At 72.9% G+C, this 14594-nt stretch carries 11 protein-coding genes and 1 riboswitch; of the genes, 7 read left to right on the top strand and 4 right to left on the bottom strand.

Translation table 11 applies throughout. The annotated features are described in order from the left end of the window. Nucleotides 1-78: 78 nt before the first annotated feature. Nucleotides 79-1626 carry a polysaccharide deacetylase family protein gene (locus tag A6A08_RS10830; RefSeq protein ID WP_073702785.1) on the bottom strand — a complete coding sequence of 516 codons (1548 nt, stop codon included), beginning with the start codon at nucleotides 1624-1626 and terminating at the stop codon, nucleotides 79-81. Nucleotides 1627-1898: 272 nt separating this feature from the next. Further along, a riboswitch (cobalamin riboswitch) is annotated at nucleotides 1899-2061 on the top strand. 150 nt (nucleotides 2062-2211) lie between these two features. Here A6A08_RS10830 and metE point away from each other — a divergent pair. Continuing rightward, nucleotides 2212-4527 carry a 5-methyltetrahydropteroyltriglutamate--homocysteine S-methyltransferase gene (metE, locus tag A6A08_RS10825; protein WP_073702429.1) on the top strand — a complete coding sequence of 772 codons (2316 nt, stop codon included), beginning with the start codon at nucleotides 2212-2214 and terminating at the stop codon, nucleotides 4525-4527. Nucleotides 4528-4629: 102 nt separating this feature from the next. Here metE and A6A08_RS10820 read toward each other — a convergent pair whose 3' ends face one another. Further along, on the bottom strand, nucleotides 4630-5706 hold the full coding sequence (locus tag A6A08_RS10820; protein WP_073702428.1) for a hypothetical protein: 1077 nt from the start codon (nucleotides 5704-5706) through the stop codon (nucleotides 4630-4632). 507 nt (nucleotides 5707-6213) lie between these two features. Then, nucleotides 6214-7257 carry a hypothetical protein gene (locus tag A6A08_RS10815; RefSeq protein ID WP_073702427.1) on the bottom strand — a complete coding sequence of 348 codons (1044 nt, stop codon included), beginning with the start codon at nucleotides 7255-7257 and terminating at the stop codon, nucleotides 6214-6216. Between the two features lie 442 nt (nucleotides 7258-7699). Between A6A08_RS10815 and A6A08_RS10810 the strand changes: the two genes are divergently transcribed. The 6 genes from A6A08_RS10810 to A6A08_RS10785 all read left to right on the top strand — a co-directional run bounded on the left by A6A08_RS10810 (nucleotide 7700) and on the right by A6A08_RS10785 (nucleotide 13398). Next, nucleotides 7700-8656 carry a methionine ABC transporter ATP-binding protein gene (locus tag A6A08_RS10810; protein WP_073702426.1) on the top strand — a complete coding sequence of 319 codons (957 nt, stop codon included), beginning with the start codon at nucleotides 7700-7702 and terminating at the stop codon, nucleotides 8654-8656. After that, nucleotides 8653-9387, top strand: a complete 735-nt coding sequence (locus A6A08_RS10805; protein WP_073702425.1) for a methionine ABC transporter permease — start codon at nucleotides 8653-8655, stop codon at nucleotides 9385-9387. Before A6A08_RS10810 ends, A6A08_RS10805 begins: the two co-directional genes overlap by 4 nt. Nucleotides 9388-9768: 381 nt before the next feature. Then, nucleotides 9769-11166 (top strand): GH1 family beta-glucosidase, encoded by a 1398-nt coding sequence (locus A6A08_RS10800; protein ID WP_073702424.1) that lies wholly within the window; start codon nucleotides 9769-9771, stop codon nucleotides 11164-11166. A gap of 150 nt (nucleotides 11167-11316) precedes the next feature. After that, nucleotides 11317-12351, top strand: a complete 1035-nt coding sequence (locus A6A08_RS10795) for a LacI family DNA-binding transcriptional regulator (protein ID WP_073702423.1) — start codon at nucleotides 11317-11319, stop codon at nucleotides 12349-12351. A 121-nt stretch (nucleotides 12352-12472) separates the two neighbouring features. Beyond that, nucleotides 12473-12697, top strand: coding sequence for a hypothetical protein (locus A6A08_RS28735; protein ID WP_073702422.1), 225 nt, complete (start codon nucleotides 12473-12475; stop codon nucleotides 12695-12697). A 35-nt stretch (nucleotides 12698-12732) separates the two neighbouring features. Next, nucleotides 12733-13398, top strand: a complete 666-nt coding sequence (locus tag A6A08_RS10785; RefSeq protein WP_073702421.1) for a hypothetical protein — start codon at nucleotides 12733-12735, stop codon at nucleotides 13396-13398. 75 nt (nucleotides 13399-13473) lie between these two features. Here A6A08_RS10785 and A6A08_RS10780 read toward each other — a convergent pair whose 3' ends face one another. After that, nucleotides 13474-14556, bottom strand: a complete 1083-nt coding sequence (locus A6A08_RS10780; RefSeq protein ID WP_378699763.1) for a D-alanyl-D-alanine carboxypeptidase family protein — start codon at nucleotides 14554-14556, stop codon at nucleotides 13474-13476. Nucleotides 14557-14594: the final 38 nt, after the last annotated feature.

Below are 14594 nucleotides of genomic sequence, written 5' to 3'. Positions count from 1 at the left end.
CGGCCTCGGCGCCCCGTGCCCGACGCGCCGGTCCCCTCTCCCCGGAGTGTCGGCCCCGCCTCCCGGCAGCCGTCCCTCCTAGGCGTCCTCCCGCGCGTCCTTCTCGGGGGCGTCGGGGACACCGTCGACGTAGACCTCGCCGGGGGCCGTGGTCCCGAGCAGCTGGGACACGGTGACCATGGTGTACCCGCGGGCGTCCAGCCCTTCGATGACCGCGCGGGAGGCGTCGATGGTGGTGCCGTGGATGTCGTGCATGAGGATGATCGCCCCGTCCGAGGCGCCCCCCAGCACCCGGTCGCGGACCAGCGAGGCGTTCCGGTCCTTCCAGTCGAGGGTGTCCACGCTCCACAGGATCTGGGCCAGGCCCATGTCCTCGGCCACCGACGCCACACCTTCGTCGGTTGAGCCGTACGGCGGACGCATGAGGTCCATGGTGTACCCCGTCTCCCGGTACACCAGCGCCTGCACGGTGTCCAGGTCCGAACGCACCCCGTCCGTGCTCAGACCGGCCAGGTCGGGGTGGCCCAGGGTGTGGTTGGCCAGCTCGTGCCCCTCGGCGTAGGCGCGCCGCACCGTGTGCGGGTGCTCCAGGACGGGGTAGCCGGTGACGAAGAACGTGGCCCGCGCGCCGTGCTCGGCCAGCACGTCCAGCAGTTCGGGGGTGCGCCCGCCGGGGCCGTCGTCGTAGGTCAGCGCGACGCACTTGGTGTCGGGGTCGGAGCAGTCGACGCCCTCGTCGACGGGGTCCAGCTCCCCGACCGCGGGGCCGTCCCCACCGCCGTCCGCGGCGCCGTCCGCGGCGACCTGGGGCGGGGCGGGGATCTCGAAGCCCTCCACACCCACGGTCGCGGCGTCGCGCACGCGCGCGCCCAGCTCGGACAGCAGCGCCCCGGCCCTCTCCGCGTCGATCACCGCGTGCATACGGCCCTTCGCCGCGGAAGCGACCTGCCCGGCGTCGAACTCCACGACCAGGTCCCCGTCGGGGTTGAAGCCCATCGAGTCGTACAGGGAGCTGATCGGGTGGATGACGCCGGGATCGGCGGAGTCGCCGTCGCCGTTGCCCGCCGTCTCGCGTACCAGGGCGTTGAGCTCCTCCAGTTCCTCCTGTCCGGCGATCAGTGCGGTGGAGGGGTGGGGCTCGGCGGTGGCGGTGTCGTACCAGTAGGTGGTGTACCCCTCCCGGGCCCCCTCGGAGTCGGTCTCGACCCGGGTCATCCTGACCCCCACCAGACCGTCGCCCGCGGCGGTCAGGTTCCACTCCGCCTCGAAGGAGATCGCGCCGGGGTTCGCGGCCTCGAAGGCGTGCGCCTCGCGGCCGAGTTCGCGCTCCAGGAAGTCGGTCAGCGGCTCTGCGTTGGGGATGACCGGGTAGGTCACCGAGACGGGAACCCCGCCGTCGTGGGCCAGTTCGGCCTCCCCGGCGCCCACCACGTCCGCCGCGTCCACCACGGTCAGCCCGTCGGGTTCGCCCTCGGCCGGGGGCGGTGCCTCCTCCTCGGCGGAGGACGCCGGGCGTTCGTCCGCCGGTGGGTCGGCCTCGTCGGAGGGCCTGATCGCCAGTAACACCATCCCTGCCAGAACCAGGAGCGCCACCAGAACCGTGATCAGGGGGTGGTCCGGAGCCATGGTCGAACGGAACTGCTTGTTCACGAGGGGATCTCCACGTCCATCGTCAGACGAACGTCCGCGGGCGACGACAGGGGAGGACCGCCCGCGCAACGCTTCACATCGGGTGTGACGCCGGTCATGCGGCGGGGGTTCACGCCGTCGGGCCGGACACAAGGGGTGTACGCCGGGTACAGGGGCGAAGGGGGGCGCTCCCTATACTTGCAGCCGTGGAAGGTACACGCGCCATCCCGAGGTCCGGGCGCCGCCCGGCGGGGGAGGGGGCGTGTCGCAAGAGGGAACCCGGTGCGAATCCGGGACTGCCCCGCAGCGGTATGGGGGAACGAGCGTCGCCATAAGCACTGGTGATCCGGTCGCAAAGGCCGGGAACCGGGAAGCGGCGGCCAGTAGGAGGAGCGGTGTCCGCACCGCCCGCGCCCCCGAGTCCGAAGACCTGCCTCCACCCGGCGGCGCACGCGCGCCGCCGGTGGTCCCGTGCCCCGAGGGAGGGCTGGGGGCGGGTGTACGCGCTCACGGCGCGTTCGTCGGCGTTCCCGCTCCTCGCCTCGCGGCCGGTACCCGGCTTTCGACGAGGGAGAGAAGCTCATGCCCGAGACACCCAGGCCTTCGGGGGCCTTCGCCCCTCCGGGCGCGCCCCGGCCCTCCGTGCGCTCCACCGTGCACGGCTACCCGCGCATCGGCCCCGACCGGGAGCTCAAGCGCGCCAGCGAGTCCTACTGGAGGGGCGAGACCAGCGCCCGGGAACTGGACGCGGTCGCGGCCGACCTGCGCCGGGGCGTCTACGCCCAGCTGCGCGAGGCCGGCGTGGACGACATCCCGTCCAACACCTTCTCCTACTACGACCACGTCCTGGACACCGCGGTCCTGTTCGACCTGGTCCCCTCCCGCTTCTCCCCGCCCGCCGCCGCGGAGCACCGGGACGGGGAGCTGCGCCGCTACTTCGCCCTCGCCCGCGGCGAGCAGGGCGCGCCGCCGCTGGAGATGACCAAGTGGTTCGACACCAACTACCACTACCTGGTCCCCGAGCTCTCGCCGAGCACCCGCCCCCGCCTGGTCGGTGACAAGCCTGTCGCCGAGTTCCGCGAGGCCGCCGAAGCGGGCTTCCACACCCGTCCGGTCCTGGTCGGACCGCTCACCTTCCTGATGCTGGCCAAGGCCGCGGACGACGCACCCGAGGGGTGGGAGCCCCTCGAACTGCTCGACCAGCTCCTGGACGCCTACGCCCGGCTCCTCGGCGAGCTGAGGGCCGCCGGCGCCACCGAGGTCCAACTGGACGAGCCGATCCTGGCCACCGACGAGGGACGCGCCGCCGTCAGCCGACTGGAGCGCGCCTACCAGCGCCTGGGCTCCCTCTCCGACCGCCCCTCCCTGCTGGTCTCCACCTACTTCGGCTCCATCGGCGCGCCCGCCCTGCGTGTCCTCAAGGACTCCCCGGTCGAGGCCGTGGGCCTGGACCTGGTCACGGACGACGAGGGCGTGGACGACCTGGTGAAGGTCTCCGGCCTGGGCTCCACCCGCCTGGTCGCGGGCGTGGTGGAGGGACGCAACGTCTGGCGCACCGACGTCCCGTCCGCCGTGGCCGCGCTCGGCACCCTGCTCGCCCTCACCGACGAGCTCACCGTGAGCACCTCGTGCTCCCTGCTGCACGTGCCCCTGGACCTGGACGCCGAGACCTCCCTGGCCCCCGAGCTGCGCGGGGCCCTGGCCTTCGCCAGGCAGAAGGCGGAGGAGGCGGCCCTGCTCGGCCGTGTGCTCTCCGAGGGGGCCGAGGCCGAGTACACGGGAGAGGGCGGCGTCCGGCCCCCGGCCTTCACCGACCCCCGCGTGCGCGCACGCCTGGACGCGCTGGGCCCGGAGGCCCGCGAGCGGCCCCGGGACCGCGGCGCGCCCACGCGGACCCCGCTCACCACGACCACGATCGGGTCGTTCCCGCAGACCCCGGAGCTGCGCCGGGCCCGCGCCGCGCACCGCCGGGGAGAGCTGGCCGAGGAAGGCTACAAGCAGCTCCTGCGTGCGGAGATCGACCGGGTCGTCGCCCTCCAGGAGGAGATCGGCCTGGACGTGCTCGTGCACGGCGAGCCCGAGCGCAACGACATGGTCCAGTACTTCGCCGAACAGCTGGAGGGCTACGCCACCACGTCGAAGGGCTGGGTGCAGTCCTACGGTTCGCGGTGCGTGCGCCCGCCGATCCTGTTCGGCGACGTCTCGCGCCCCGAGCCGATGACGGTCGAGTGGACCACCTACGCCCAGTCGCGCACCGACAAGCCGGTCAAGGGCATGCTGACCGGTCCGGTGACCATGCTCGCCTGGTCGTTCGTGCGCACGGACCAGCCGCTGGGCGAGACCGCCCGCCAGGTGGGCCTCGCGCTGCGCGACGAGGCCGCCGACCTGGAGCGCGCCGGGATCCGCCACATCCAGGTGGACGAGGCGGCCCTGCGCGAACTGCTGCCGCTGCGAAAGGAGCGGCGCGCGGAGTACCTGGACTGGGCGGTGGGCTCCTTCCGCCTGGCCACCTCCGGGGTGTCGCCGTCCACGACCATCCACACGCACATGTGCTACTCGGAGTTCGGGCTGATCGTCGACGGGATCGAGGCCCTGGACGCCGACGTCACCAGTGTGGAGGCCGCACGCTCGCGCATGGAGCTGGTGCGCGACCTCGGCGAACGCGGCTACAGGCGCGGGATCGGGCCGGGCGTGTACGACATCCACTCGCCGAGGGTGCCCTCGGTGGAGGAGATCGAGGGGGCGCTGCGGCTGGCGGTCGCGCACATCGACGCCGGGAACCTGTGGGTCAACCCGGACTGCGGCCTCAAGACGCGCGGCTACGACGAGGCGGAGCGGGCCCTGCGCAACATGGTGGAGGCGGCCCGCCGGGTGCGCGCCGACCTGCCCGGAGCCTGAGCCCCCGCCACCGGGCCGCCCCACCGGAGGGGCGGCACGGGAGAGGGGGCCGCGGCGAACGCCGCGGCCCCCTCTCCTCACGTCATGCCGTCCGGGAACCGGTCAGGTGCCGACCACGGCCAGCGCGTCGGCGCCGGCGTTGAGCATGATCTCCTCGACGTTGTCGGGCATGACCAGGTCCTCCGAGGAGTCCTCCTCGCCGAAGGGCGGGTGCAGCTGGTACTCGATCCGGATGTTGAGGTTGGCGCTGCGGATCATCATCACGGCCTGGGGGACCTTGTCGCCCAGGAAGTCGTACTTCGTGAGGACGTAGTGGGCCTCGTCGCCGAGGTCCACCTCCTTGCTCTCCTTCACGTCCTCGGCCTTGTAGTAGTCGAGGTAGGGGTCCTCGCCGGTGGCCTCCTGGACGCTGGCCTTGAAGTCGCTCGTGGCGGCCTCGACGGAGTCGGACGCGGAGTAGGGGGTCTCGTAGACGATCTCGAAGGCCGCGTAGCCCTCGGCCGGGTTGCCCTCGGGGACCGCGGCGTCCAGGGTGCTGCAGGTGGAGCTCTCGTCGTGGACGGACTTGTCGCCGCCGTCGGGGATCAGGAAGTCGGAGACCACCTGGTCGGTGAAGGCGTTGCAGGGCTCGGCCGGAACGGAGTAGGGCGGCTCGCCCGCGGGGGCCGCGTCGGTGTCGGGCGCGGGCTCCTCCTCGCCTCCGCCCTCGGCGGTGGTCTCCTCGGTCCCCTGGGAGGGGCCCGGGTCGGGCTGCGGGGCGACCTGGTCGCTGCCGCCGCCGTTGGTGACGAGCATGACCACGACCGCGATCACCAGGACGATGATCACGGCACCGCCGCCGATCACGACCCACAGGCCCGCCTTGCTGCCGCCGCCCTGGGGCTGCGGCTGCTGCGGCTGCTGCGGGGGGTAGCCGGGGCCGCCGGGGCCGCCGGGACCGCCCGGACCGCCGGGGTAGGGCGGCTGGCCGCCCGCGTACATCTGCTGTTCCTGTGCACCGGGAAAGCCCGCGGGGGCGCCGTAGCCGGGCTGGCCGCCGGTCCCGGGGGCACCGTAGCCGGGCTGTCCGCCCGTGTTGGGGTCGCCGTAGGGCTGACCGAAGGGCGGCTGGCCCCCACTGTTGTCCCCGCCACCGTAGGGGTTCTGCGGTGGCTGGTTGTAAGGTCCGTTTTCGCTCATGGCTCCCCTCGCCCGTGTGTGCTGACCGTGTTGTCTGGGACGCGTGTGTGCGCCGATGGGTTCTCACGACTTCCCGCGCGGCCCTGCCGCGGGCGAAAGCGGGGGCGTGGGGCGGGGCTTTCCCCGTGTGCGTGAGGAGGGTTCCGGCAGACCGGGACGCCGGCCACCAGTTCTGTTGGAGGCCGGAGGGGGTCGAGGGGTTCCTCGGACCGGGCCGGAACGTGTGCATCCTAGCTGTGACCAAGGGCCCGGGGGCAGGTCGGACCGGGGTCGGAGGGGGGAATCGTCACTGTTTTGTGTCGGTTGTGCAGGAGCTCTCGTGCGCGTGACGCAATCGTGATTCCGTGCGGTGGACGCACACGCCTCGTTCGGGGTAAAGGAGCCCTTTCCGGTGTTCGGTGCTCCTGACCGCGCTCAGGCGTCGGATCAGCCGCCCCGCCGGGGGAGTCTCCGACGCGGGCGGCCGACGGGCCCCGGCGGGTACCGGGGGTCGCCGACCGCCCGGAGTCACCACATCGAGATGTGCACGTGGTCGAAGTGGTTCTGGGTGACGCTGCCGCGGTCGGCCATCGCACGCCAGTCCGTGTCGCCCCGGCGCCTGTCCCAGATCTGCTGGCGGTAGATGACGTACATGATCTCCAGGTCCTCGGCGTTCTCCCTGGCCCACTCCGCGATCGCCCAGCCCCGGTCGACCTGCTCCTGTGAGGGCATGTTCCCGTTGGGGTTCAGCATGAAGTCGCAGGCCCGGCCCTTGGGATGCTCGCCGACCACCCAGCCGCCGACCGCCCGGTAGCAGCCCACACCGCCCACGTCCCTGCCCTCGCCGAACTTCTCGATGACCAGGGCCCGCATCTGCTCGGTGCGCGGGGTGATGTTGAGCGGGCCGCCCATGGGCTGTTCGGGGTGGGCGGCGATCAGCCGTTGCACCTCCATGCGGCGGTCCTCCAGCTCCTGGAGGTCCTCCTCGGCCTGTTCCAGCCGCTCCTCCGCGGCCTCCTGGGCGGTCTCGTCCCGGCTCAGCGCCTGGGCGAGCTGGTCGATCTTGTCCTGGTTGCTGGTGGACAGGTAGTCGATCACCACCGCCCGGTCGATGACCTCGTCGGGCTCGGTCTCGACGAACAGCGACATCGACGGGTCGACCCCGCCGCTGGTGTAGGTGGCCACCGCCAGGGCCCGCACCTGTTCGCGCGCGGCCTCCACGTCCTCCCGGGTGCCCTCGGCGCGCTCCTGGGCGAGCTCGGCCTCCTGGATGACGCCCTCCATGTCCCGCAGGTCGCCGTTGTACTCCTCGCCCAGGGCCTCGGCGCGCTCCTTGAGGGAGCTCATGCTCTCGGGCTCCGCCGGCAGCGCCGAGACGGCTGTCTGGGGAAGGGCCAGGAAGGCCCCGAACAGGGCCAGCGCGAGGGCGGCCACCCGCGCGCGGCCGGGACGAAGGAGCGCGGGGAGGGCGGCGGCCATGGCCTCGGCCCGGTCGACCCAGGCGGGGTCGGTGGGATCGGGAGCCCAGAAGTCGGCGAAATCGTCCACTCGGCTCTGGTGGTCGGACTGCACGGTGTGGTCGCTCCTTGAACCCGCTCGCGCCCTCCCGCGGACGGCGGGGGCGGGGCGGGCACTGTTTCTCGTCTTCCCCGGGCGGGGCCCGCGGCTACCGGTGCGTCCGCGGCCCCGGCCTCTCGCGCGCCTGCGGGCGGGGGCGGGAGGTAACGGGATGGTCATGAGTGTAGGCACTCGTACGGGGATTCGGGAGAGACGGGACGATTCCACCGTGCGGTGAGGGCCTTGGTGTGGCCCACATAACCTAGCCACAGGGTGCGATTCCGGCGAACCGACCCATGCGCTCATGGTTGTGTTGAAAGCGTGAGGTATCCCGCATACGACCAAGCGCCCACGACGCCCACCTGGGCGGACACCACCGTGTGGCGCCGACCGCCGCCAGGCGGCCGTGTCGTGGCACCACCGTTGAGACGTCGATGGGAAGACCGTGATTGACGCAGTGGGCCTGCACAAGGCCTACAGGTTGAAGAAGCACCGGGTGGAGGCCCTGAGGGGGGTCGACCTGCACGTCGAGCCCGGCGAGATCTTCGGGGTCGTGGGCCAGAGCGGCGCGGGCAAGAGCACCCTGCTGCGCTCGGTCAACCTCCTGGAACGCCCCGACGCGGGAACGGTCCGCGTCGCGGGCGAGGAGCTCACCGCGCTGCGGGGCGCTCGCCTGCGGGCGGCCCGCCGCGGCATCGGCATGGTCCACCAGCACTTCGCCCTGCTGTCCTCGCGCACCGTCGCGGGCAACGTGGGCTTTCCCCTGGAGGTCTCCGGCGTCGACCGCGCCCGCCGCCGGGCGCGCGTGGGCGAGCTCCTCGAACTCGTGGGGCTCGGCGACAAGGCGCGCGCCTACCCCTCCCAGCTCTCCGGAGGGCAGAAGCAGCGGGTGGGCATCGCCCGCGCGCTGGCCTCGCGCCCCAAGGTGCTGCTCAGCGACGAGGCCACCTCCGCCCTCGATCCCGACACCACAGAGTCCATCCTCACCCTGCTGCGCCGCCTGCGCGACGAGCTCGGCCTGACCATCCTGCTGATCACCCACGAGATGAACGTGATCAAGCGGATCTGCGACTCCGCGGCGATCATGGAGGCCGGCGGGTTCCGCGAGTCCGGACGGGTCCTGGACCTCATCGGCACCCCCGGCTCGCTGCTGGCGCGGTCGCTCTTCCCGCTGCCCGCCCACAGCGGACCGGAGACGGTCTACGTCACCTACCCGCGCTCCTTCGACGAGCCGCTCATGTCCGAGCTCACCCGCCGCTTCGACGTGGACGTCAACATCCTCGGCGGCGGTGTGGAGGAGGTCGCCGGGCAGTCCGTGGGCCGCCTGAGCGTGGACCTGCGGGGCGAGCGCCGGGACCAGGCGCTGACCTACCTGTCCGACCACGGTCTGCTGGTCGAGGAGGCCGCGAAGTGACCACCGATCCCTCCCTCATCCTCGCCGCGGCGACGGAGGGCGCGAGCGCCTGGGACTCCGTCGCGGCCTTCGTCCGGGCGTGGCCCTCCATGTGGCCCGACCTGTGGCTGGGCACCCTGGACACCGTCTACATGGTGCTGTGGGCGACCGTCTTCAGCGTCCTCGCCGGCCTGCCGCTGGGCGTGCTGCTGGTGACCACCGACAAGGGCGGGCTCACCCCCGCCCCGGCCGTGCGCACCGTGCTCAGCGGGATCGTCAACGTCGGCCGCTCGCTGCCGTTCATCGTGCTGATGGTGGCGGTGCTGTCCCTGACCCGCCTCCTGGTGGGCACCACCCTGGGACCCACGGCCGCGGTCGTGCCCCTGAGCATCGGCGCGATCCCGTTCTTCGCCCGGCTGGTGGAGACCTCCCTGCGGGAGGTGGACCGCGGGGTGATCGAGGCCGCGCACGCCATGGGCACCCGCCGCTCCACCATCGTGGGCAAGGTCATGCTGCCCGAGGCGCTCCCCGGCCTCATCGCGGGGCTGGTGATGACCGTGGTCACCCTCATCTCCTACTCGGCGATGGCCGGCGCCATCGGTGGCGGCGGCCTGGGCGACCTGGCCATCCGCGAGGGGTACCAGCGCTTCAACGACCACTACCTGTGGGCCACCGTCATCCTGCTCATCGCGATCGTGCAGATCGCGCAGAGCCTGGGCGACCTGCTGGTGCGCAGGCTGTCCCGGCGCTGACCGGAGACGCCGGCCGGTCCGCGGGGCCCTCCCGCCTCCACGGGCCGGCCGGCGGCACGGAGAGGGAGCGACGGACGGGACCTCGGTGAGGAGCCGGTCGAACAGCGCCTGACAGCCGCCTGACGACGACCCGTACGGGCCGGCTCCTCGCAGAGGTCCGAGGGGGACACGCCCCGGCGGACGCCGGGGAGCGGCGGCCCGCGAACCGGGGCCGCGGAGCGCGGGGCCGGAGCGAGGACACCGGCGCCACCACCGCTTTTGGCCCGTAACGGTTGGGTTGCGGTGCCAGGTGCTTTGATTGACATCAAGGTACTTCTCTGTTTCTTTTATGGGAGCGCTCCCAAAACGATGTCCCCTCGTCATGGAAGGCGTACACCAGCAGTGAGCAACCGCAACGATTTCCCTGAGGGCTTCCTCTGGGGGGCGGCCACCGCCTCGTTCCAGATCGAAGGCGCCACAACCGCCGACGGCCGAGGCCGCAGCATCTGGGACACCTTCGCCGAGACCCCCGGCAAGATCCTGGGCGGAGACACCGGCGACCCCGCCGACGACCACTACCACCGCTACGCCGACGACGTCGCGCTCATGAGCCGCCTCAACCTGGGCGCCTACCGCTTCTCCATCGCCTGGCCGCGGATCCTCCCCGAGGGCGCGGGCGCGGTGAACCAGGCCGGGATCGACTTCTACGACCGGCTGGTGGACGCCCTCCTGGAGGCCGGGATCCAGCCCTGGGCCACCCTCTACCACTGGGATCTGCCCCAGGCGCTGGAGGACGCGGGCGGCTGGCCCCACCGCGACACCGCCTACCGCTTCCGCGACTACGCCCAGGTCGTCGCCGACGCCCTCGGCGACCGCGTCGGCAACTGGATGACCATCAACGAGCCCTGGTGCTCGGCCTTCCTCGGCTACCACAACGGCCACCACGCGCCGGGCCACAAGGACGAGGCCGCGGCCCTGGCCGCAGCCCACCACCTGCTGCTCGGCCACGGCCTGGCGGCCGAGGCGATCCGCTCCACCGGGAACCCGGCCCGGGTCGGCCTGGCCCACAACCAGGCGGTCATCCGCCCCCACGGGCCCAGCGCCGCCGACGCCCGCGCCGCCCGCCGCGCCGACGGCGTGCGCAACCGCGTCTTCACCGACCCCCTGCTCAAGGGCCGCTACCCGGCGGACGTGAGGGAGGACCTGGCCGACGTCAGCGACTTCTCCTTCCTCGTCGACGGGGACATGGACATCATCTCCGCCCCCCTGGACTTCCTGGGCGTCAACTACTACTCGCCCGAGTTCGTCGCCGCCTCCGCCAAGGGCCTGGACCCGGCCCTGGTCAGCGGCGAGGGCGGCGCCTGGCTCGGCGCCGAGCCCGAGGAGGTGCACGTCTCCCAGGGCCTGCCCGTCACCCACATGGGCTGGGAGATCGACCCCACCGGCCTGTACGACGTGCTCCTGCGCCTGGCCGGGGAGAGCGGCGGCATCGACCTCTACGTCACCGAGAACGGGTGCGCCTTCGAGGACACCGTCACCGAGGACGGCGAGGTCAACGACACCGACCGCGTCGACTACTACGAGGGCCACCTGAGGGCCGCCAAGGAGGCCGTCCAGGCCGGAGTGCCCCTGCGCGGATACTTCGCCTGGTCGCTCCTGGATAATTTCGAGTGGGCGTGGGGATACTCCCGCCGGTTCGGGATCGTGCACGTCGACTACGAGACCCAGAAGCGGACCGTCAAGGACAGCGGGCACTGGTACGCCGAGCTGGCCAGGACGGGGAGTTTCCCCGAGCGCTAGAGCCGGTGAACCACGGACGACGGTGGGGTGTCTCACGGGACACCCCACACAGTCGTTTCCGGTGGGTATGACAAGAACGCCCGCCGAACACGCCGCGGCCCGGTGCGAGGCGCCGGGCCGCGGCACACGATCCCAGAGGGAGCCCCGAAAGTGGTCAAGATCGGTGACGGTCGGAAGCGTCCGACGCTGGAGATGGTGGCGCAGCGCGCCGGGGTCGGACGCGGAACCGTCTCGCGCGTGATCAACGGTTCCGCCCAGGTGAGCCCGCGTACCCGGGATGCCGTGCACAGCGCGATCGCCGAACTCGGCTACAGCCCGAACCAAGCGGCGCGCACCCTGGTCACCAGGCGCACCGACACGGTCGCGCTCGTCGTCTCCGAACCCCGGGACCGGCTGTTCGCCGACCCCTTCTTCGCCGACATCATCCGCGGTGTGAGCTCGGTCCTGCACGAGCGCGACCTGCAGTTGATGCTCACCACGGCCCGCACCGAGTCCGAGCACAAGCGCGTGGGCGACTACCTCAGCGGCTTCCACGTGGACGGGGCGCTGCTGGTGTCCCTGCACCGCGACAACCCGCTCTCCGCCCGCCTGGCCGAGTCCGGCGTGCCCGTCGTGCACGGCGGCCGCCCCCACTCGCCCGACCAGCCCGCGCCCTTCTGCGTCGACATCGACAACATCGGCGGCTCCAAGGCGGCCACCCGGCACCTCCTCGAACGCGGATGCCGACGGGTGGCCACCATCACCGGACCCCAGGACATGAACGCCGGCGTGGAGCGGCTGCGCGGCTACCGCGAGGTCATGTCCTCCGCCGGGATCGGGGTGGACGACAGGCTCGTCGTCCAGGGCGACTTCAGCGTGGACGGGGGAGCGGCGGCGATGGAGCGGCTGCTGGACAGCGGGGCGGAGCCCGACGGGGTGTTCGTGGCCTCCGACATGATGGCCATCGGAGGACTGCGCGTGCTGCGCTCCCGCGGCCTGCGCGTCCCCGAGGACATCGCCCTGGTCGGTCACGACGACACCGTCATGGCCCAGCACTGCGACCCGCCGCTGACCACCATCCACCAGCCCACGGTGCAGATGGGCCAGGAGATGGCGCGGCTCCTGGTGGACGTGGCGATCCCGCGTGGGAGGGAGACCGAGACGATCATGCTCGACACCCACCTGGTGGCGCGCGCGTCCGGCTGAACGGGCCGGGCGCAGGGCCGGGGAGGGGCTCTGACCCGCCCGTTCGCGCCGCTTCCCGCTGGACGCGCACGCGGCCGCTGTGCGAGGCTGGTCGCGATTTCGCGGGAGACGGTGGGAGCGCATGGACCCGATGCGGGAACCGACACACGTCCGGTGTGCGATTTCCTCGTGCGGATGGTGCGAGCAGGACGGCCTCGACTGCCGGTTCTGCTCCGGAACGGGCTGGTGGCGGCCGGAGCGGCCGCACCGGGACGGCAGCGGGGTGATCGTCTGGCTCCGGATCGACGAGCCCTGCCGCGGCTGCGCGGGGACGGGCAAGGAGCACAGCCCGACCGCCGCCCACTGAGCGAGGCCGCTCCCGCGGTGGACAAGGAGACGTACATGCGCTGGGTGACCTATCTGTCGCCGAGCGGCGGCGGCGAGCGCCTCGGGGCCCTGGACGACGGCGACGTACTGGGCAGTCCCGGTTCCGAGCGCCTCGCCGACCTGCTGGAGGCGGGCGGCGACGCCCTGGAGGCGGCCCACGGGCGCGCCGTCGACGCGCCGATCGAGATCATCGTCGAACCGGAGGCGCGTATGTGCGCCCCCGTGGTGCCGACGGCCCCGGTGGCCGTGCGGGCGGGCGAGGACGTGTGGGAGGTCGCCCCCGAACTGGTGCGCGGTGCGGACGACGCCGTGCCCTCCGGCGCGCGCTCGGCCAGGGTGGGCGTGGCCGCCGTCGCCGGGGGAGGGAACCCCGCGAGCGCCTACACACCCGCCTGCCTGTGGCTGGACCGGGCGGGGCGGCCGGTGCAGCTGAGCCTGGGCCCGGTGCTGGTCACCGCCGACGAGGTTCCGGGGAGGCCGCTGCGGATGAGCGCCTCGGTGGACGACCGCGAGCTGGGCCGCGGACTGGTCGACCCCGCCCACGCGTGGCTGGCGTCCGGCTCCGCGGGCGTGCGCGCGCTGCTGCCGGTGGCCACCCCGCCGCTGGAGGCCGACGACGAGCTGTTCGTGGACGCCGACGCGCTGGGAACCTTCGAGGTCCGGGTCGGCTCCCAGGTCTGAGCGGGACCGGCCGCCCCGCGGGGGCGTGGCTCCCGGCGGCGGACGCCGGTGCCGGCGGCCCGCCGCGTACCGCCCCTACGCGGGTGTGAACTCCCAGTGCCAGGGCTCGAAGCCGCCGCGGGCCCAGGCGGGGTTGTCCCAGCCGTGACCGGGGGCGTTGGCCAGCATCCACTCGTGTTCGGGCGTGCCCAGCCGGTTCACGCCGCCGCACAGGTCCACGGCCACGCCCAGCCCGTGCCGGCTGCTCCCGGGTGTGGCGGCCATACCGGGCAGCATCTTCTGGAACAGGTACACCTGCTCGTGGTAGGGCCGGTAGGAGTCGGCCACGCACATCGGCCGACCGAACGCCCGCCGGTAGGCGCCGTCGAGTTCGATGAAGGCCTCGGCGGCGTCGGCCCGCAGCCGCTCGCCGGGCTGGGGCAGGGGGCACAGCACCGACTCGGGGATGCGCCCGTTGGCGTGGACGGCCGTCTCACCCCCGGTGCACCCGTGGTCCGTATTTCCCGCCGCGGAGTACGTTTCCCCGTCATTTTCCTTCTTTTCGGCATTGTGCCGATGGTCATTGTCGCTTTTCGCTCCCCCCGCCGCGGAGCGCGCGTCCAGGAGGGCCTCCTCGCGCCGTTTCTCCTCGGCCCCGGTGTCGCGCACCTTCGCGAGCCGGGCCTCCAGCCGGGTCTGCTCCTCCAGCAGCTCCTCGACCGCGGCCTCCTGGTCGGCGACCGCCTGCACGGCCTCCTCCCGGGCCGCGGCCGCGGCCTCGACCGCCTCGGTCTGCTCCTGCTCGGCGGTCTCGGCCATCCCGGCGAGGGTGTCCGTGGCCACGCGCGCGGCCTCGGCCCGGTCCACGTCGGCCTCGCGGTGCGCGCCCAGCAGGGAGAGGTAGGCGCCGCGTTCGAGCATCCCGGCGGGGCCCTCCGGGCCGGCCCAGGCGTTCACCATGCCCAGGTCACCGCCCATGTAGGCGGTGGCGGCCTGACGGGCCGCGGCCAGGCGCGCCGTCTCGCCGCGCTCGTCGGCCCTGCGCGCCCGTTCGTCGGCGGCCTCCCTGCGCTCGGTCAGCTCCTCCAGGCGTTCCCGCTCGGCCTGGTAGCGCTCGATCTTGGCGGAGGCCTCCTGGCGCAGGGTCTCCATGCCCGCGCGCAGCACGGCCAGCTCCACCCGCACGTCACCCTGCGCGGCCGCCCCGGCGGGTCCGG

This window comes from Nocardiopsis sp. TSRI0078 (genome assembly GCF_001905145.1).
Taxonomy (GTDB): Bacteria; Actinomycetota; Actinomycetes; order Streptosporangiales; family Streptosporangiaceae; genus Nocardiopsis.
Note: the sequence above shows the minus strand (reverse complement) of the source record. Positions and strands in the feature narration are given on the sequence as shown.